This window comes from Streptomyces sp. NPDC029164 (genome assembly GCF_055563995.1).
On record NZ_JBVHWW010000027.1, the window covers coordinates 34,180 to 52,947 of the forward strand.

Sequence of the window (18,768 nt, forward strand, 5' to 3'; positions counted from 1 at the left end):
CTCCTACTGTCGGCCGGATGCGCGAGTACTCCCCCGACCTGACCCCGCAGTGGAAGCGCCCCCGGGCGGTGCCCGAGGTGGCGGCCGAACCCGATCTGGTGGTCGAGGTGGCGGGTACGGACTTCTGCGGCGCGGTGGTGGCCTGTGAGGCGGGCACGGTGACCCTGGAGGACCGCTTCGGCAAGCGGCGGGTGTTCCCGATGGAGCCGCGGGGCTTCCTGCTGGAGGGCGCGGTGGTCACCCTGGTCCGCCCGCCCCGGGTCCCGTCCGCGCCGGCCCGTACGGCCTCGGGCTCGATCGCCGTCCCGGGAGCCCGGGCCCGGGTGGCGCGGGCCGGGCGCATCTACGTGGAGGGCCGCCACGACGCGGAACTGGTCGAGAAGGTCTGGGGCGACGACCTGCGCGTCGAGGGCGTGGTGGTGGAGTACCTGGAGGGCATCGACGACCTGCAGGCCATCGTCGCCGACTTCGCCCCGGGCCCGGACGCCCGCCTGGGCGTCCTGGTGGACCACCTGGTGCCCGGCTCGAAGGAGTCCCGCATCGCGGCCTCGGTGACCTCGCCGGACGTCCTGGTCGTGGGCCACCCGTACGTCGACGTCTGGCAGGCCGTGAAGCCGTCCGCGCTGGGCCTCCCCGCGTGGCCGGTGGTCCCGCGCGGCCAGGACTGGAAGACGGGCATCTGCCGGGCCCTGGGCTGGCCGCAGAACACGGGCGCCGCCTGGCAGCACATCCTGTCCCGGGTGACGTCCTACAAGGACCTGGAGCCGACGCTGCTGGGCCGCGTGGAGGAACTGATCGACTTCGTCACGGCACCGGTTTGAGCTACGGCAGCGTGCCGAACTCCGCGGTGTCGAGCGTGACACGAGGACGTCCAGCGGGACCGGTTCACCGAACTTGCTGGTCCGCTCGGTCCGGTAGTCGGCTTCTTCTCCGGCGCCGAACGGTTCGGTGAGCACCACACACTTGGCCTGGAACGGTCGATGATCAAGTAGGTGGGGATGTCGCCCGCCGCGTAGATGGAGCGCTTCGTCACGTAGTCGCGCAGCTTGCTGGTCTTGGAGACGACCTCGACCACCATCGCCAGAGCTGGGGCGGGCACCAAACGGCCCGACTCGGGCGCTGCCTCGCTCGGCAGGACCACGAGGTCGGGCTGCGGTTCGGACGACTCCGCCGGAATGTCCACGTCCTGCGTCTGGAGCGGGTACCAGCGTCCCACGGGGATCTGCCGCTGGACGAACAGGACGATCAGGTTGCGGACCACGTCGGGCCCCGCCACCATCACGATTTCCCCTCTGAGGAGCTCAACCTTGACCCCCTCGGGAGCCTCGAAGCTCTCGAAGTACTCGGTCATCCGGCGATCGTCCACAGCGGTCATCTCCGTGCCCTCCACTTCTGCCGCCGGGTGTGCGACAGAAGGCTACGAACAGGCTCGGCCGCGCCTGCCCTCATCCGCAGCGATTCACTCCGTGGAGGGATCAGTCGACCAGGTCCCGGACCACCGCGTCGGCCAGCAGCCGGCCGCGCAGGGTCAGGACGGCCCGCCCGGCCTCGTACGGCGCGGGGGCCAGCAGCCCGTCCGCGAGGGCCTTGCGGGACGCCGCCAGCCCGGCCGGGGCGAGCAGGGACAGCGGGACCCCGTCCACGAGGCGCAGCTCCAGCAGGATCCGCTCGACCCGCCGGTCCTCCTCGGAGAGGAGCTCGCGTCCCGCGCCCGGAGACCGTCCCTCCGCCAGCGCGGCGGCATACGCTCCCGGGTGCTTGACGTTCCACCACCGGACCCCGCCCACGTGCGAGTGCGCGCCCGGTCCCGCGCCCCACCAGTCGGCTCCGCGCCAGTACAGCTCGTTGTGCAGGCAGCGCCCGGCCTCCGAGGTGGCCCAGTTCGACACCTCGTACCAGGAGTACCCGGCCCCGGCCATGACCTCGTCCGCGATCAGGTAGCGGTCGGCGTGCACGTCGTCGTCCGTCATCGGGACCTCGCCCCGGCGGATCCGGCGCGCCAGCTGCGTGCCCTCCTCGACGATGAGCGCGTACGCCGAGATGTGGTCGGGCCCGGCGCCGAGCGCGGCGGAGAGCGACGCCCGCCAGTCCTCGTCCGACTCCCCGGGCGTCCCGTAGATCAGGTCGAGGTTGACGTGGTCGAAGCCCGCGGCCCGTGCCTCGGCGACGCAGGCCTCCGGGCGGCCCGGGGTGTGGGTGCGGTCCAGCACCTTCAGGACGTGCTGCTTCGCGCTCTGCATGCCGAAGGAGATCCGGTTGAAGCCCCCGGCGCGCAGCTCGGCCAGGTACTCCGGGTTCACGGACTCCGGGTTGGCCTCGGTGGTGATCTCCGCGTCCTCGGCCAGGCCGAATTCCTCGCGGATCGCCGCGAGCATCCGTACGAGGTCCCCGGCCGGCAGCAGCGTGGGCGTACCGCCGCCCACGAACACGGTCCGTACGGCCCTCGGGTCGTCCCCGAGGACCTTCCGCGCGAGGCGGACCTCGTCGATCAGGGTGTCGGCGTAGTTCTCCCGGGAGGCGAGCACGCCTCCGGTGCCCCGCAGCTCGGTGGCCGTGTAGGTGTTGAAGTCGCAGTACCCGCAGCGCGTGGCGCAGTACGGGACGTGCAGGTAGAACCCGAGCGGCCGCTCCCCCGCGCCCACCAGGGCATGCGACGGCAGCGAGCCGTCTTCGGGCATGGGTTCACCGTCGGGCAGTGCGGAAGGCATACCCCCATCATCCCGCACCCCGCACATGGTCAGCCCCGCCCGGCACCCCACGCGTCCCCGCCCGGCACCACTCCAGCCCCGCCGGCGTTTGAGGCGCGGGGTCCGGGGCGGGGCCCCGGGAAGCGCACCCGCGGGGCAGCACGGACCGGCAGCCCCTCCCCCCGGGCCCGCCAGGGAGGCGGCGGGGTCCGCGGGGCGGTCCACCGCCCCGCCCCGCCAGGCCCGCGGCAGGCGCTACGCCTCGCGCGACCCCTCGTACATCTCCTCGATCAGGTGCTTGAACTCACGCTCGACCACCGGCCGCTTCAGCTTCAGGCTGGGCGTCAGGTCCCCGTGCTCGACGTCGAGGTCACGCGGCAGCAGCCGGAACTTCTTGATCGTCTGCCAGCGCTGGAGGCCCTCGTTCAGGGTCTGTACGTACGTCTCGATCAGGCGCTCGGTCTCCGGCGCGGCCAGGACCTGTCCGTACGTCTTGCCCTCCAGCCCGTTGTCGGCCGCCCAGGTGAGGATCGACGGCTCGTCGAGGGCGATCAGGGCCGAGCAGAAGTTCCGGTCCGCGCCGTGCACGACGATCGTCGACACGTACGGGCAGATCGCCTTGAACTGGCCCTCGATCTCCGCCGGGGCGACGTACTTGCCGCCCGAGGTCTTGATCAGGTCCTTCTTGCGGTCGGTGATGCGCAGGTAGCCGTCGGCCGACAGCTCGCCGATGTCGCCCGTGTGCAGCCAGCCGTCGGACTCCAGGACCTCGGCGGTCTTCTCCGGCTGCTGGTGGTAGCCCTGCATGATGCCGGGGCCGCGCAGCAGCACCTCGCCGTCGTCGGCGATGCGGACCTCGGTGCCGGGGAGCGGCTTGCCGACGGTGCCGGTGCGGTAGGCCTCGCCGGGGTTGACGAAGGAGGCCGCGCTGGACTCCGTCAGGCCGTAGCCCTCCAGGATGTGGATGCCCGCGCCGGAGAAGAAGTAGCCGATCTCGGGCGCCAGCGCGGAGGCGCCGGAGACGGCGGCGCGCAGGTTGCCGCCGAAGGCCTCGCGGAGCTTGGAGTAGACGAGCGCGTCGGCGATCTTGTGCTTGGTGGCGAGGCCGAAGGGGGCGCTCGCCTGCCCGGTGCGGCGGAAGTTGTCCTGCGTGACCTTGGCGTACTCGCGGGCGACGCCGACCGACCACTGGAAGATCTTGTACTTGGCGCCGCCGGCGGCGCGGGCCTTGGCGGCCACGCCATTGTAGACCTTCTCGAAGATGCGCGGAACGGCGGCCATGTAGGTGGGCTGCACGATCGGCAGGTTTTCGATGATCTTGTCGATCCGGCCGTCGACGGCCGTCACGTGCCCCGCCTCGATCTGTCCCGAGGTCAGCACCTTGCCGAACACGTGCGCCAGCGGCAGCCACAGGTACTGGACGTCCTCGCGGCCGATCAGACCGGTGGCGACCATGGCCTTGGCCATGTACGACCAGTTGTCGTGCGGCAGCCGCACGCCCTTGGGGCGGCCGGTGGTGCCGGAGGTGTAGATGAGGGTGGCGAGCTGGTCGGAGGTGATGGCCGAGACCCGCTCCTTCACCGCCTCGGGGTGCTTGGCGAGGTACTCCTTGCCGCGCGCCTCCAGTTCGGCGAGCGAGAGCACCCAGCCCTCGGGGTCACCGTCGACGGCGACCGCGTCCGCGGCGTCGAGGACCACGACGTGCTCCAGCTTCGGCAGGTCGGCACGCCGCTCGCGCGCCTTCGCCAGCTGCTTGGCGTCCTCGGCGATGAGCACCCGGCTCTCGGAGTCCGCGAGGATGAAGGCCGACTCGTCCGCGTTGGTGCTGGGGTAGACGGTGGTGACCGCGCCGCCCGCGCACATCACTCCGAGGTCGGAGAGGATCCACTCGACCCGGGTGTTGGAGGCGAGCGCGACGCGCTCCTCGGTCTGCAGGCCGAGGGCGATCAGCCCGGCGGCGATGGCGAAGACCCGCTCGGCCGCCTGGCCCCAGCTGAGCGACTTCCAGTCGTCGGCGCCCTGGCCGTCGGACGCGGGCACCGGGAACCGGTACGCCTCCGCGTTCGGCGTCGCTGCGACGCGCTCAAGGAAGAGCACCGCCACGGTGGGCGGGCGGTTCTCGAGATAGGTCTGTGTGTCGCTCACGACATCCTCCGGACCGATCCACGCGGCAGTGCGTGGGCGTGGGGCGCTTGGGGGCGCTGGGGACTGGCGGGTTTGAGACGTACCAGCTAGTGACTGGCGAGTAACCATCGAGCAGTGATCAGACTAAAGCCCGTCCGGCGCCTGCGTAAGGGCCCGCGAGCGGCCGGTTCATAACGAAACAGGCCCCCGCGCCGGAGCGTGGGGGCCTGATTCCGTCGGGTGGCGGCGGCGGCGCTACTTCTTCTTGCCGCCGGACTCGTCGCTGGACAGGACGGCGATGAAGGCCTCCTGCGGGACCTCCACGGAGCCGACCATCTTCATCCGCTTCTTGCCTTCCTTCTGCTTCTCCAGCAGCTTCCGCTTACGGGAGATGTCACCGCCGTAGCACTTGGCGAGGACGTCCTTGCGGATGGCGCGGATGGTCTCGCGGGCGATGACGCGGGAGCCGATGGCGGCCTGGATCGGCACCTCGAAGGCCTGCCGCGGGATGAGCTCGCGCAGCTTGGCGACCAGGCGCACGCCGTAGGCGTAGGCGGCGTCCTTGTGCGTGACGGCGGAGAAGGCGTCGACCTTGTCGCCGTGCAGCAGGATGTCGACCTTGACCAGGCTGCCGGACTGCTCGCCCGTGGGCTCGTAGTCGAGGGAGGCGTAGCCGCGCGTCTTGGACTTCAGCTGGTCGAAGAAGTCGAAGACGATCTCCGCGAGCGGGAGGGTGTAGCGGATCTCGACGCGGTCCTCGGAGAGGTAGTCCATGCCGAGGAGGGTGCCGCGGCGCTGCTGGCACAGCTCCATGATCGCGCCGATGAACTCGGTGGGCGCGAGCACGGTGGCCCGGACGACCGGCTCGAACACGTCCGAGATCTTGCCCTCGGGGAACTCGCTCGGGTTGGTGACGGTGACTTCCTTGCCGTCCTCCATGACCACCCGGTAGACCACGTTGGGCGCGGTGGCGATCAGGTCGAGGCCGAACTCGCGCTCCAGGCGCTCGCGGACCACGTCCAGGTGGAGCAGGCCGAGGAAGCCGACGCGGAAGCCGAAGCCGAGCGCCGCCGAGGTCTCCGGCTCGTAGACGAGCGCGGCGTCGTTGAGCTGGAGCTTGTCGAGGGCCTCGCGCAGGTCCGGGTAGTCCGAGCCGTCGAGCGGGTACAGGCCCGAGAAGACCATCGGCCGCGGGTCCTTGTAGCCGCCCAGCGCTTCGGTGGCGCCGTTGTGCAGGCTGGTGATGGTGTCACCGACCTTGGACTGACGGACGTCCTTCACGCCGGTGATGATGTAGCCCACCTCGCCGACGCCGATGCCGTCGGAGGGGGTCATCTCCGGCGAGGAGACGCCGATCTCCAGCAGCTCGTGGGTGGCGCCGGTGGACATCATCCGGATGCGCTCGCGCTTGTTCAGCTGCCCGTCGACGACACGGACGTACGTCACGACACCGCGGTACGAGTCGTAGACCGAGTCGAAGATCATCGCGCGGGCCGGGGCGTCCTTGACGCCGACCGGGGCCGGGACGGTGGCGACGACCTTGTCGAGCAGCGCCTCGACGCCGAAACCGGTCTTCGCCGAGACGCGCAGCACGTCCTCCGGCTGGCAGCCGATCAGGTTCGCGAGCTCCTCGGCGAACTTCTCCGGCTGGGCCGCCGGCAGGTCGATCTTGTTCAGGACGGGGACGATCGCGAGGTCGTTCTCCATCGCCAGGTACAGGTTGGCGAGGGTCTGGGCCTCGATGCCCTGGGCGGCGTCCACCAGGAGGACGGTGCCCTCGCACGCGGCGAGGGAGCGCGAGACCTCGTAGGTGAAGTCGACGTGCCCGGGGGTGTCGATCATGTTGAGGATGTGGGTGTTGCCCTGGCCCTCGCCCGTGGTCGGCGCCCAGGGCAGCCGGACCGCCTGGGACTTGATCGTGATGCCGCGCTCACGCTCGATGTCCATGCGGTCGAGGTACTGGGCGCGCATCTGCCGCTGGTCGACCACACCGGTGATCTGGAGCATCCGGTCGGCAAGCGTCGACTTGCCGTGGTCGATGTGCGCGATGATGCAGAAATTGCGGATCAGAGCCGAGTCGGTACGGCTCGGCTCGGGCACGTGGCTGGGGATCGCGGGCACGCAGTGTCCTGATTCTCGGTCGCAGTCGGAACATCGGAACGAAGTCTGAGTCCTCCCATGGTCCCATGGATGGGGCAGTGCGCTCGGTTTGGGCCGCCCGGAGCGTGCCTGGTAGCCTGGGCAGCTGTGTCTCGTATGCCCTCTCAGCTGTCGAGGCACAATCCGAAGAACAAAACTCTGAACCTGAAAAGGCTCTTTCGTGGCGAACATCAAGTCCCAGATCAAGCGGAACAAGACCAACGAGAAGGCGCGCCTGCGCAACAAGGCCGTCAAGTCGTCGCTCAAGACCGCGATCCGCAAGGCCCGCGAGGCCGTCGTCGCCGGTGACGTCGAGAAGGCCACCGTGGCTTCTCGCGCCGCCGCGCGTGCGCTCGACAAGGCTGTCTCGAAGGGTGTCATCCACAAGAACGCCGCCGCCAACAAGAAGTCGGCGCTGGCCATCAAGGTTGGCTCCCTCCAGGGCTGAGCTCTCGATGTGAATCGCCGGTAAGGACCCAGCGGGCCCTCTCTTCCGCTCCTTCACCGGCACACCGCGCCGCACGCGGCCTGCGTTCGCCACGCGGGTGCGGCGCACCAATGCAGTGACCGAAGGCCCCGGCCTCCACCCTTCCCCAGGGTGGTGGCCGGGGCCTTCGCGTTACCCGCGGACGGCGGCGAGGACGGTCGAGGTCAGCACCTCGGGGGCGTCGGCCGGGTCCATCCGGCCGGCCTGCACCTCGGCGGCGGCCGCGTGGACCAGGCTGTAGACGACGGTGACCGGCCAGTCGGCGCGTCCGGTGGTGAAGGCTGCCTGGCCGGCGGATTCCCCGTGCCAGGCCGACCCTGAGGCGGCTGCCCCACGCGTCGGCGGCCGGCCGGCCCTATCCACGGGCCCGCCGGGACCCGAGGAGGAAGAGGGCCTAGCGACGCTGCGGGCGGGCCGCGCGGGCCACCGCCACGACCGCCTTCTCCAGGGCGTACTCGGGGTCGTCGCCGCCGCCCTTGACCCCCGCGTCGGCGGCGGCCACGGCGCGCAGCGCGTCCGCGACGCCGTCCGCCGACCAGCCCCGCATCTGCTGGCGGACCCGGTCGATCTTCCACGGCGGCATGCCCAGGTCCCGGGCGAGGTCGCCGGGGCGGGCCCCGCGCGGGGCGGAGGCCAGCTTGCCGATGGCGCGGACGGCCTGGGCCAGGGCGCTGGTGATGAGGACCGGCGCCACCCCGGTGGACAGGGACCAGCGCAGGGCCTCCAGGGCCTCGGCTGCACGCCCCTCGACCGCCTTGTCGGCGACCGTGAAGCTGGAGGCCTCGGCCCGGCCCGTGTAGTAGCGGCCGACCACGGCCTCGTCGATGGTGCCCTCGACGTCCGCGCACAGCTGCGCCGCCGCGCTCGCCAGCTCCCGCAGGTCGCTGCCGATCGCGTCGACCAGGTTCTGGCAGGCTTCCGGGGTGGCCGCGCGGCCCAGCGCGCGGAATTCGCCCCGCACGAACGAGAGCCGGTCCGCGGCCTTCGTCATCTTCGGGCAGGCGATCTCCCGGGCGCCGGCCTTTCGCGCCGCGTCGAGCAGACCCTTGCCCTTGGCTCCGCCCGCGTGCAGGAGGACCAGGATGATCTCCTCGTAGGGCGCGTCGAGGTAGGCCTTGACCTCCTTGACGGAGTCCGCGGACAGGTCCTGCGCATTGCGTACGACCAGCACCTTGCGCTCGGAGAACAGCGAGGGGCTCGTCAGCTCGGCCAGCGTGCCGGGCTGGAGCTGCTCGGACGCGAGGTCGCGGACGTCCGTGTCGGCGTCGGCGGCACGGGCGGCCGCCACCACCTCCCGTACGGCACGGTCGAGCAGCAGCTCCTCCTGCCCCACCGCGAGGGTGAGCGGGGCAAGCGGATCGTCTGTGGGGTTCTTCCTGGTGGCCATCGCCTCCAGCATCCCACGCCGCACTGACAGTCCCCCGCCCCGCGGCCCCCCTCAGCGGATCCCTGAGAATGGTCGCGTGAACGTGCGACATGTACTCGTCCTGCCCGACCGCGACGCCGCCGAGGAGGTGGCGCAAGAAGCCGTCGACCGCTTCGACCTCCCGGAGGAACCGCAGTTGGTCCGCGACGCGCTGGCCGGTGAGGACGACGCCGAGGACGCCCAGTGGCTGGTGGTCGTCGAGGATCCGCAGGAACGTCTCGACACCACCACGCTGGACGAACTCGCCGCCGAGTACGAAGGCTGGCTGGAAGCCCCGTAGAGGAGCGTCCGGGATCAGGCCTTGTGCACGATCTGGACGTCCAGCGTCACGTCCACGCTCGGACCGATCGCCGCGATCCCCTGCGCCAGCACCGACTGCCAGTTCAGGGCGAAGTCCTCGCGGTGCAGTTCGGTGGTGGCCCGGCAGGCGGCCCTCGGCTCGCCCTCCAGACCCGTGCCGAGACCCAGGTACTGGGTGTCCAGGGTCACGGACCGGCCGACCCCGTGGAGGGTCAGGGCGCCGGCCACGGTCCAGCGGCTGCCGCTGCGGTGGATGAACCGCTCGCTGTAGAACTCCACCGTGGGGTGCCGGACCGCGTCGATGTGCCGCGCGGTGAAGGCGATCGACGAGTGCGTCGGATCGAGCTCCCAGTGACCGGGCTGCGGCAGCAGCGGCGGCTCCACCGCGTCGAGGATGATCTCCCCGGTGCCCGGCTGCGCCGGGTCCCCCACGAGCGTCGCGCCATGGAACGGCGCGTACCCCTCGGCGGTGACGGACAGCCGGTACTCCCCTTCCGGCACGGCCGCCGTGAAACCGCCGTACGGGTCGGTCTCCCCGCTGACGATCCGGCGCCCGATCGGGTCGGTCACCTCGAACGTGGCCTGCCGGACCGGCTGGTGGACCGTGTCGAGAACCCGGCAGCTGAGCAGACGCGCCGTCGGCGGCAGCGTCAGTGTCGCGGATGTGTGTGGGCTGGAACTCCCGGCCGACTCCATCCCCCGTCGGCGACCGAACATGACTGATGCACCCCCGTGCTGTGTGGACTTGGACCGTTCTGGCGAAGACGCATTCGATCATGCTGTCGGGTTGTGGGCAAACAGAGCGGTCGCGCCCGGTATGACCACGCCGGTTCCGGCGCCGGCCGGCCGGAAACGCACGCATCCGAACACCGGTTCCGCTGACGGCGATAGAGCCATCGGTGTCGGTGCGCAGCACCGTCGCCCCCACCGCCCGCAGGCGTGCGAGCGTACCCGGCGCCGGGTGCCCGTAGCGGTTTTTTGTGCCGACGGGAACAATCGCGAGCCTCGGCCGGACTCGTGTGGTCAGTCCGGGGTCCTGGTGCGCGGAGCCGTGGTGGGCGACCTTGAGGACGTCCACCGGGCCGAGCTGCGGATGCTCCCTCAGGAGTGCCTGCTGTGCGGGTGGTTCGAGGTCGCCGAGCAGGAGCAGGGTCAGGCCGGCCACGCGTACCAGCAGGGCGACGCTCGCGTCGTTGGGCCCGTCGGGTGGCGGTCCGGCCGCGGGCGGCCAGAGCACCTGCCACTCCAGCGGGCCGGCCCGGCGCCGCTCCCCCTGGGCCGCCCGTACGACGGGCACACCGGCGGCCGCCGCGGTCCGGCGGACGAACTCGGCCTGCGCCGAGGGCTCTTCCAGCGTGGTGGCCTGAATCACACCCACGGACCGGCCGTTCAGCACCCCGGCCAGCCCTCCGACGTGGTCGGCGTGAAAGTGCGTCAGCAGCAGCATCGGCACCCGGTGCACGCCCAGCGCGCGCAGGCAGCGGTCCACCGGGCCGGGCTCCGGTCCGGCGTCCACCACCAGGGCCTCGCCCGGGCCGACCGAGAGGACGGCGGCGTCCCCCTGCCCCACGGCGCACTGGACGTAGCTCCAGTCGGGCGGCGGCCAGCCGGTGAGCGTACGGGTGAGCTGCGGCGGCCGCAGCACGGTGAGGAGCAGCAGCACCGCCAGCGCGGGGCAGAGCCACCGCCACCACCCCCGCCCGGTCCTTCCCCCCACGGTCACCACGGCCACGGTGACCAGCACGGCCGCGGCCAGCAGCAGGCCGCCGGCGAGCCCGCCCGGCCACGGCAGCTCCGCCCCCGGCACCCGCGCCCCGGTCCGGGCCACGGCCGCGATCCACCCGGCCGGCACCCCCGCGCACCAGGCGAGCGCCTGCGCGGCGGGCATCCACAGCGGGGCCGCGGCGAGGGAGGCGAAGCCGAGGACCGTGGCCGGACCAGCCGCGAGCTCGGCCAGCAGGTTGCACGGCACCGCCACCAGGCTGACCCGGGCCGCGAGCACGGCCACCACCGGCGCGCACACCGCCTGGGCGGCCGCGGCTGCCCCGAGCGCCTCGGCGAGCCGCGGGCCCATCCCGCGCCGCCGCAGGGCTTCGCTCCACCGGGGAGCGAGGGTGAGCAGCGCCCCGGTGGCCAGCACGGAGAGCAGGAAGCCGTAGCTGCGGGCCAGCCACGGGTCGTAGAGCACGAGCAGCAGCACGGCCGCGCCCAGGGCCGGGATCAGGGACCTGCGCCGACCGGTGGCGATGGCCAGCAGGGTCACCGCCCCGCAGGCGGCGGCCCGCAACACGCTGGGCTCCGGCCGGCACACCACCACGAACGCCAGCGTCAGGGCCGCCCCGCACAGGGCCGTCACCCGCAGCGAGAGCCCGAGCCGGGGCGCCAGCCCGCGCCGCTCGGCCTGCTGCGCGCGGGCCGGCGGCCCGATGAGCAGGAACAGCACCACGGTCAGGTTGGACCCGGAGACGGCGAGCAGGTGCAGCAGGTCGGTGGCCCGGAAGGCCTCGTACAGGTCGGGCGGCACCCGGGAGGTGTCCCCGACGACCAGCCCCGGCAGCAGGGCCCTGGCATCCGGCGCGAGCCCCTCGGTGGCCTCGCGCAGCCCGGCCCGCAGCCGCCCCGCGATCCGCTGCGCGGTGTCCGGGCCGCCGGTGACCCGGGGCGGGGTGTCGGCGGCGGGCCGGAGCAGCGCCACGGCCCGCTCCCCGTCCCGCGCCGGAGCCAGCCGGGCGACCACCGCCACCCGGGTGGACGGCTGCAGCCGGGCCCATCCCGCATGCCCGGCCAGCACCCGCACCGGGGTCTCGACCCGGGTGCCCGTCCCGTCGGGCCCGGTCACCCGGGTCACCACCGCGTCCAGCACCACCACCGGCGGCCCGTTCCCGCCGCGGGCGGTCCTCGGGTCGGAACCGACGGTGAGCTCGGCGAGGACGCGGGCGTGCTCCCGCGCGAGCCCTGCCACCGGTCCGGCCCGCGCCTCGGCCCGCTGGAGCCCCGCCACCCCGGCCCCGGCGGCCGCGCAGAGCAGGGCCGCGGCCAGGGCCGGCGCGACCCTCCACAGCGAGCCGGGGCGCCGGTACCCGGCCAGGACCAACAGGCCCGCTCCGACCACCCCCAGCCCCACCCCGAGGGCGGTCCGGCCCGCGGGCGCGTCCAGGGCGAGGGCGGCCGCCGCCCAGGCGGCCACGGCCGGCACCGCGAGGCGCAGATCCACCGGGCCCGTCTCCACGGGCCGCAGATCCACCGGGCCCGTCTCCACGGGGCGGTTCACGGCCGCACCCGCGTGCGCAGGTCGGCGAAGCGCCGCTCCCCGATGCCGTCGACCTGGCGCAGCTCCTCCACGGACCGGAAGCCGCCGCGGGCGGTGCGGAAGTCGACGATGTGCTGGGCCAGCACCGGCCCGACCCCCGGCAGACCGTCCAGCTGCGCGACCGTGGCCGAGCCCAGACTGAGCGGGCCCGGACCCGGACCCGGACCCGGACCGGCGCCGGCGACGGCCCCGCCCGGCGGCGGCTGTGCCGGGACGCCCACCAGCACCTGCTCGCCGTCCACGAGCACCCGGGCCCGGTTCAGCCCGGTGGTGTCGACGCCCGGACGCACTCCCCCGGCGGCGGCCAGCGCGTCCTCCACCCGGGAACCGGCGGGCAGCCGGCGCACCCCGGGATCCCTGACCTTGCCGCTGACGTCCACGACGATCCGCGCGCCGCCACCGGCGCCACCGCCCCCGGCCGACGCGGCAGCCGGCCCCGGTGCCGCCGTGGCCGCCGCCGGAACCACCCCAGGGGCGACCACCTCCGGAACGGTCACCGCCCGCGGCCGGGCCGACCAGTACTGCTGCCCGGCGAAGCCGACGGCGGCGACCAGCACCACCGCGACGGCGGCCACCGTGCGCGGCTCCACCCCGCACCGGGCCTGCAGCCACAGCGGCAGCCGCTCCCGCACGGCCAGCCTCCGCGCGGCCCCGGCGGACAGCCCGGCCGTCCCGAGCCCGGCCGTCCCGAGCCCGGCCGCCTCGTCGGGCAGGCTCCCGGGATCCGCCCCCGGACCGGTCCCGGAATCGGCCCCCGGACCGATCCCGGAATCCGTCCCGCGACCCGCCTCGGCCGGCGGCGCCTGCGGGGGACCGCTGCCGCCGAGCAGGGCTTCGGCCCGCCGGCGCACCGCGCCGGGCTCCGGAGGGGGAACCCGGTGCACCGGACGCCCGCGACGGCCACGGCGGTGACGGAGCCGACCGCCCGCGAACCGGCCGTCGGAGAATCGGCCGTCGGAGAGACGGCCATCTGCGAAACGACTGTCGGGGGGACGACCGTCGGAGGGACGGGGGCGGCCCGGACCACTGGTGGAGCCGCCCGACGGATGCGAAGTACGCGTTCGAAGAGTCATGCCACGACGGTAGGGGCCCGCCCCGACCCCCGTTCGGAGCCTTCAATTCCGGTGGACAACAAGCCCGTTGTGGATAACCCGGCCACTCGTTCCGGTGATCAGCGGGGGGAGACGACCGCCGCCAGCAGACCCGGACCGGTGTGCGCGCCGATCACCGCACCGACCTCGCTGACGTGCAGCTCGACCAGTCCGGGGATGCGCTCGCGCAGCCGCTGGGCGAGCTTGTCGGCCCGCTCCGGAGCCGCCAGGTGGTGCACCGCCACGTCGACGGCCGCGGACCCGGCGCGCTCGACGGCCAGCTCCTCCAGGCGCGCGATGGCCTTGGAGGCCGTACGCACCTTCTCCAGCGGCTCGATCCGGCCGCCCTCCAGCGTCAGCAGGGGCTTCACCGCCAGGGCCGAGCCGAGGAGGGCCTGCGCGGCCCCGATCCGGCCGCCGCGGCGCAGATAGTCGAGGGTGTCGACGTAGAAGTACGCGGACATGTCCGCCGCCCGCTTCTCGGCGGCCGCCACGGCCTCGTCCACGGAACCGCCACCCTCGGCCACCTCCGCGGCGGCCAGCGCGCAGAAGCCCAGCGCCATCGCGATCATGCCGGTGTCCACGACGCGCACCGGCACGGGCGCGGTCTTCGCGGCGAGCACGGCGGCGTCGTAGGTGCCGGAGAGCTCGGCGGACAGGTGCAGGCTGACGATGCCGGTCGCCCCGGCGTCCGCGGCCGCCCGGTAGGCCCGGACGAACTCTTCCGGGCTGGGGCGCGAGGTGGTCACCGACCGGCGCTTCTGCAGGGCCACGGCGAGACTGCGCGCCGAGATCTCGGTGCCCTCCTCGAGCGCCTCGCCGCCGAGCACCACGGTCAGCGGGACGGAGGTGATTCCGTGCCGCGCCATGGCCGGTTGGGGCAGGTAGGCCGTGGAATCGGTGACGATGGCGACATGGCGGGACATGAGGCGGAGGTTACCGCCAGTGGAGGCGTGACGGCAGCCTGGGCCCCTCGCCGGGGCCGGCGGTCGGCCCTGCGGGACTCCCCGATACCGCGGCTGCGCCCCCGAACCCGCGCCTCAATCTCCCCGGACTCCGTCCGGGGGGGGACCCCCGGCGACGCTGAGGGACTCAGGTCGTGCTCTCCGGGCGGCGCGTCTTCTGCCAGGGGTACTCGGGCGCCGGCGCGGCCGGGTTCAGCGCCGCCTTCCGCGGCTGCTCACGCGGCTGCTCACGCGAGTGCTCACGCTGCTGCGCCTGCGGTGCCTGCTGCGTGTTCTGCGTCTGCTGCGTGTGCTGTGCCCGCTGCGTGTGCTGTGTCTGCTGCGCCGCGTCCCACTCCGCGGCCGCCGCCGCCAGGTGGTCCACCGACTCCGGCGACCAGTCCCGCAGCGCGCCGGACTCCATCTCGATCTGCGCCGACAATGCGGACAGGTCGTCCTCCGCGAAGCGGCTGGCGCGGTCCCGCGCGGCCCAGCGCAGCGAGTCCGAGGCCTGCGTGATCTTGGCCGTCCGCTCCCGCAGGTCGGGCAGGCGCTCCGCGATCCGCTTGCGGTCCGGGTCCTGCTCCAGCCGCTTCAGCTCGCCGTCCAGCTCGTGCCCGTGCGCGCTGAGCTGCTCGAACAGGGCGATCGACTCCCGCAGTGAGGCGTCCAGCCGGACCCCCTCGTGCAGTGCCTGCTGCGTGGAGCGCATCGACGTCCGCAGGTCCAGCCGCAGCTGCGCCAGCGCACCCGTGACCCCGACCTGGCCGAAGCTCTTGGCCCGCAGGGTGGTGTCCTCCACCGTCCGCCGGGCCTGGGTGATCGTCCGGTCCACTCCGCGCTTGGTCGCCTGCACCACCTTGACGGTCGCGTACACGCCCAACCCAAGGAAGGTGAAAAGCACCATCAGCGCGAAGATGATCAACGCGGCCTCCATGAGTGTCCCTTCCCCAGTCCCCGCGGTTTCTGCCGTTCCCTCAACCGTAAACGCCACGGGCAGGCTGGGGGTTCCATTCGAACCCCCAACCTGCCCGTACGGGATCTCCCCCATGGAGGGGTGCCCCATCCGACCAAGGTCAGATGACGATGTTCACCAGCTTCGGCGCGCGCACGATCACCTTGCGGATCTCCGCACCGCCCAGCGCCGCCACGACGCCCTCATCGGTCACGGCCAGCTGCTCCAGCTCCGCCTCCGAGATCGTCGGCGACACCTCCAGCCGGGCCTTGACCTTGCCCTTGACCTGCACCACGCACGTCACGCTCTCGTCCACGACGTACGCCGGGTCCGCGACCGGGAAGTCCTGGTGGACCACCGATTCCCCGTGGCCCAGGCGGCTCCACAGCTCCTCGGCGATGTGCGGGGCCAGCGGGGCGATCAGCAGCACCAGCCGCTCGGCGACCGAGCGCTCCAGCGGCCGGCCCGCCTTCGTCAGGGCGTTGTTCAGCTCGGTGATCTTCGCGATGGCGGTGTTGAAGCGCAGTCCCGCCATGTCCGCGCCGGCCCCGTCGATCGCCTTGTGCAGCGCGCGCAGGGTGTCCTCGCCCGGCTCCCCGTCGACGACGGTGACCCGGCCGGTCTCCTCGTCGACGATGTTGCGCCACAGACGCTGCAGCAGGCGGTACTGGCCGACCACGGCACGGGTGTCCCACGGACGCGAGACGTCCAGCGGCCCCATCGCCATCTCGTACAGGCGCAGGGTGTCCGCGCCGTACTCCTCGCAGATCTCGTCGGGCGTGACGGCGTTCTTCAGGGACTTGCCCATCTTGCCGTGCTCGCGCTTGACCTGCTTGCCCTCGTAGAAGTAGCCGCCGTCGCGCTCCTCCACCTCGGCCGCCGGGACGTACACACCGCGCTCGTCGGTGTAGGCGTACGCCTGGATCATGCCCTGGTTGAACAGCTTGTGGAACGGCTCCGCCGACGAGACGTGACCCAGGTCGAACAGCACCTTGGACCAGAAGCGCGCGTACAGCAGGTGCAGCACCGCGTGCTCGGCGCCGCCGACGTACAGGTCGACACCGCCGTGCGGCGCGCCCTCGCGCGGGCCCATCCAGTACTGCTCGATCTCCGGGTCCACCAGGGCCGACGCGTTGTTCGGGTCCAGGTAGCGCAGCTCGTACCAGCAGGAACCGGCCCAGTTGGGCATGGTGTTGGTCTCGCGGCGGAAGGAGCGCACGCCGCGGCCGTCGCCCAGGTCCAGCTCGACGTTGACCCACTCCCCGTTGCGCGACAGCGGGGTCTCCGGCTTCGAGGTCGCGTCGTCCGGCTCGAAGGTGCGCGGCGAGTAGTCCTCGACCTCCGGCAGCTCCAGCGGCAGCATCGACTCGGGCAGCGGGTGCGCGACGCCGTCCTCGTCGTAGACGATCGGGAAGGGCTCGCCCCAGTAGCGCTGCCGGCTGAACAGCCAGTCGCGCAGGCGGAAGTTGACGGTGCCCTCGCCGATGCCGCGCTCGGTCAGCCAGTCGGTGATCGCGGCCTTGGCCTCGACGACGCCCAGGCCGTCCAGCGAGATGCCCTCGCCCGTCGAGTTGACCAGCTTCGCGTCGTACGCGACGAAGGCGTCGTCCCACTCGGCCGGGTCGATGTCGCGCCCGTCGGTCGGCTCGACCACGCAGCGGACGGGCAGCTCGAAGGCGCGGGCGAACTCGAAGTCGCGGGCGTCGTGCGCCGGGACCGCCATGATCGCGCCGGTGCCGTAGCCCATCAGCACGTAGTCGGCGATGAAGACCGGGACCTTCTGGCCGCTGACCGGGTTGACCGCGTACTCGCCGGTGAAGACACCGGTCTTGTCCTTGGCCTCGGCCTGCCGCTCGACGTCCGACTTGGCCGCGGCCTGCTTGCGGTACGCGGCGACGGCCTCGGCCGGCGTCGCGTGTCCGCCGGTCCACAGCTGGTGCGTGCCCTCGGGCCAGGCGGCCGGGACGAACTTCTCGACCAGCGGGTGCTCGGGCGCCAGCACCATGTAGGTGGCGCCGAACAGGGTGTCCGGACGGGTGGTGAAGACGGTGATGGCTTCGTCGCCCAGCGCGAAGTCGACGCGGGCGCCCTCGCTGCGGCCGATCCAGTTGCGCTGCTGCAGCTTGATGGCCTCGGGCCAGTCCAGCGCGTCCAGGTCGTCCAGCAGCCGGTCCGCGTACGCGGTGATCCGCATGTTCCACTGACTCAGCCGGGACTTGAAGACCGGGAAGTTGCCGCGCTCGGACCGGCCGTCCGCGGTGACCTCCTCGTTGGCCAGTACCGTGCCCAGCCCGGGGCACCAGTTCACCGGCGCGTCCGAGGAGTACGCCAGCCGGTACCCGTTCAGTACGTCGGCCCGCTCGCCCGCGGTCAGCTCGGCCCAGGCACGGCCCCCGGGAACCTCACGGGAGCCGTCCTCGAAGGCGGCGACCAGCTCGGTGATCGGCCTGGCCTTGCCCGCGTCGGCGTCGTACCAGGAGTTGTAGATCTGCAGGAAGATCCACTGGGTCCACTTGTAGTAGTCCGGGTCGATCGTCGCGAAGGACCGGCGCTTGTCGTGGCCCAGGCCCAGACGGCGCAGCTGGACCTTCATGTTCTCGATGTTCGCCTCGGTCGAGACCCGCGGGTGCGTGCCGGTCTGCACGGCGTACTGCTCGGCCGGCAGGCCGAAGGCGTCGAAGCCCAGGGTGTGCAGGACGTTGTGGCCGGTCATCCGCTGGTGGCGGGCGAAGACGTCGGTGGCGATGTACCCGAGCGGGTGGCCGACGTGCAGGCCCGCACCGGACGGGTACGGGAACATGTCCATGATGAACTTCTTGGGCCGTGCGACCACCGCGGGGTCCCCTGCCAGGTCACCGGTCGGGTTCGGGGCCTCGTACGTGCCCTGCGCGTCCCATACGTCCTGCCAGCGTGCCTCGATGTCGGCGGCCATGGCAGCCGTGTAGCGGTGCGCCTCGGCCGCCTCGGGGGCCGGGGTGTTCGTCTCGCTCATGATTTCTGAAGCTCCATCGATCGTCTTCGCCGTCTCTGCCTGCCCAAACGAAAAAACCCCTCGCACAGGAGGGGACGCCGCGCCGATGCCGACCTCACGAAGGTCGGCGCTGATCAGCGCGGCTCGGTAAGCAGAAGGCGTACGGCACGCATGGCGTCAGGGTACCGCAGCACCCGTGGCGCCCGCTCGGACGACCGCACAACGAGAAGCGGGGGGGGGGGGGGGGGGGGGGGGGTGGGGTGTGGGGGGGGGGGGGGGGGGGGGGGGGGGTGGGGGTTTTGTTGTCCTCTGGTGGGGTGCCTCGCCGACGCGA

13 protein-coding genes and 2 pseudogenes are annotated in these 18,768 nt (G+C 72.6%); 3 read left to right on the forward strand and 12 right to left on the reverse strand.

Features of this window, described 5'->3' with window-relative positions:
- The first annotated feature begins 17 nt into the window (after positions 1-17).
- Entirely contained in the window at positions 18-821 is an 804-nt protein-coding gene (locus ACZ4VT_RS24985; protein ID WP_467952843.1) for a DUF3097 domain-containing protein, read from the forward strand.
- 1 nt (position 822) lies between these two features.
- On the opposite strand, the pseudogene ACZ4VT_RS24990 reads toward ACZ4VT_RS24985, so the two are convergent.
- From ACZ4VT_RS24990 to lepA, 4 genes and pseudogenes are all read right to left on the reverse strand, one after another.
- Positions 823-1,375 (reverse strand): annotated as a pseudogene (locus ACZ4VT_RS24990) (Uma2 family endonuclease).
- A gap of 100 nt (positions 1,376-1,475) precedes the next feature.
- The gene (hemW, locus tag ACZ4VT_RS24995) at positions 1,476-2,708 is read right to left on the reverse strand and encodes a radical SAM family heme chaperone HemW (protein ID WP_467952844.1); all 1,233 of its coding nucleotides are present in this window, start codon (positions 2,706-2,708) and stop codon (positions 1,476-1,478) included.
- Between the two features lie 234 nt (positions 2,709-2,942).
- Positions 2,943-4,832: an AMP-dependent synthetase/ligase gene (locus ACZ4VT_RS25000; protein ID WP_467952846.1), complete on the reverse strand. Its 1,890-nt coding sequence runs from the start codon at positions 4,830-4,832 to the stop codon at positions 2,943-2,945.
- 234 nt (positions 4,833-5,066) lie between these two features.
- Positions 5,067-6,932, reverse strand: a complete 1,866-nt coding sequence (gene lepA / locus ACZ4VT_RS25005) for a translation elongation factor 4 (RefSeq protein WP_033224019.1) — start codon at positions 6,930-6,932, stop codon at positions 5,067-5,069.
- Positions 6,933-7,131: 199 nt separating this feature from the next.
- On the opposite strand from lepA, the gene rpsT reads away from it, so the two are divergent.
- Complete coding sequence (gene rpsT / locus ACZ4VT_RS25010; RefSeq protein WP_351295561.1) at positions 7,132-7,398, forward strand: 30S ribosomal protein S20; 267 nt, start codon at positions 7,132-7,134, stop codon at positions 7,396-7,398.
- 171 nt (positions 7,399-7,569) lie between these two features.
- Here the strand turns inward: rpsT and ACZ4VT_RS25015 are convergent, their stop codons facing one another.
- The gene (locus ACZ4VT_RS25015; protein WP_467952848.1) at positions 7,570-7,800 is read right to left on the reverse strand and encodes a hypothetical protein; all 231 of its coding nucleotides are present in this window, start codon (positions 7,798-7,800) and stop codon (positions 7,570-7,572) included.
- Positions 7,801-7,831: 31 nt separating this feature from the next.
- Positions 7,832-8,824, reverse strand: coding sequence for a DNA polymerase III subunit delta (gene holA / locus ACZ4VT_RS25020; protein ID WP_362808323.1), 993 nt, complete (start codon positions 8,822-8,824; stop codon positions 7,832-7,834).
- A gap of 76 nt (positions 8,825-8,900) precedes the next feature.
- Here holA and ACZ4VT_RS25025 point away from each other — a divergent pair, with 76 nt between their 5' ends.
- Positions 8,901-9,143 carry a hypothetical protein gene (locus tag ACZ4VT_RS25025; RefSeq protein ID WP_467952850.1) on the forward strand — a complete coding sequence of 81 codons (243 nt, stop codon included), beginning with the start codon at positions 8,901-8,903 and terminating at the stop codon, positions 9,141-9,143.
- A 14-nt stretch (positions 9,144-9,157) separates the two neighbouring features.
- Here ACZ4VT_RS25025 and ACZ4VT_RS25030 read toward each other — a convergent pair whose 3' ends face one another.
- The 6 genes and pseudogenes from ACZ4VT_RS25030 to leuS form a co-directional block, all read right to left on the reverse strand.
- On the reverse strand, positions 9,158-9,880 hold the full coding sequence (locus tag ACZ4VT_RS25030; protein WP_467952852.1) for a YceI family protein: 723 nt from the start codon (positions 9,878-9,880) through the stop codon (positions 9,158-9,160).
- 136 nt (positions 9,881-10,016) lie between these two features.
- A pseudogene (locus ACZ4VT_RS25035) lies at positions 10,017-12,434 on the reverse strand (ComEC/Rec2 family competence protein); the annotation flags it as partial.
- Entirely contained in the window at positions 12,431-13,324 is an 894-nt protein-coding gene (locus tag ACZ4VT_RS25040; protein ID WP_467952854.1) for a ComEA family DNA-binding protein, read from the reverse strand. The pseudogene ACZ4VT_RS25035 and the gene ACZ4VT_RS25040, both read right to left, overlap by 4 nt.
- A 320-nt stretch (positions 13,325-13,644) precedes the next feature.
- Positions 13,645-14,490: a DegV family protein gene (locus tag ACZ4VT_RS25045; protein WP_362808331.1), complete on the reverse strand. Its 846-nt coding sequence runs from the start codon at positions 14,488-14,490 to the stop codon at positions 13,645-13,647.
- A 166-nt stretch (positions 14,491-14,656) separates the two neighbouring features.
- Entirely contained in the window at positions 14,657-15,445 is a 789-nt protein-coding gene (locus tag ACZ4VT_RS25050) for a hypothetical protein (protein WP_467952856.1), read from the reverse strand.
- A gap of 139 nt (positions 15,446-15,584) precedes the next feature.
- The gene (leuS, locus tag ACZ4VT_RS25055) at positions 15,585-18,455 is read right to left on the reverse strand and encodes a leucine--tRNA ligase (RefSeq protein ID WP_467952858.1); all 2,871 of its coding nucleotides are present in this window, start codon (positions 18,453-18,455) and stop codon (positions 15,585-15,587) included.
- Between the last annotated feature and the right edge of the window lie 313 nt (positions 18,456-18,768).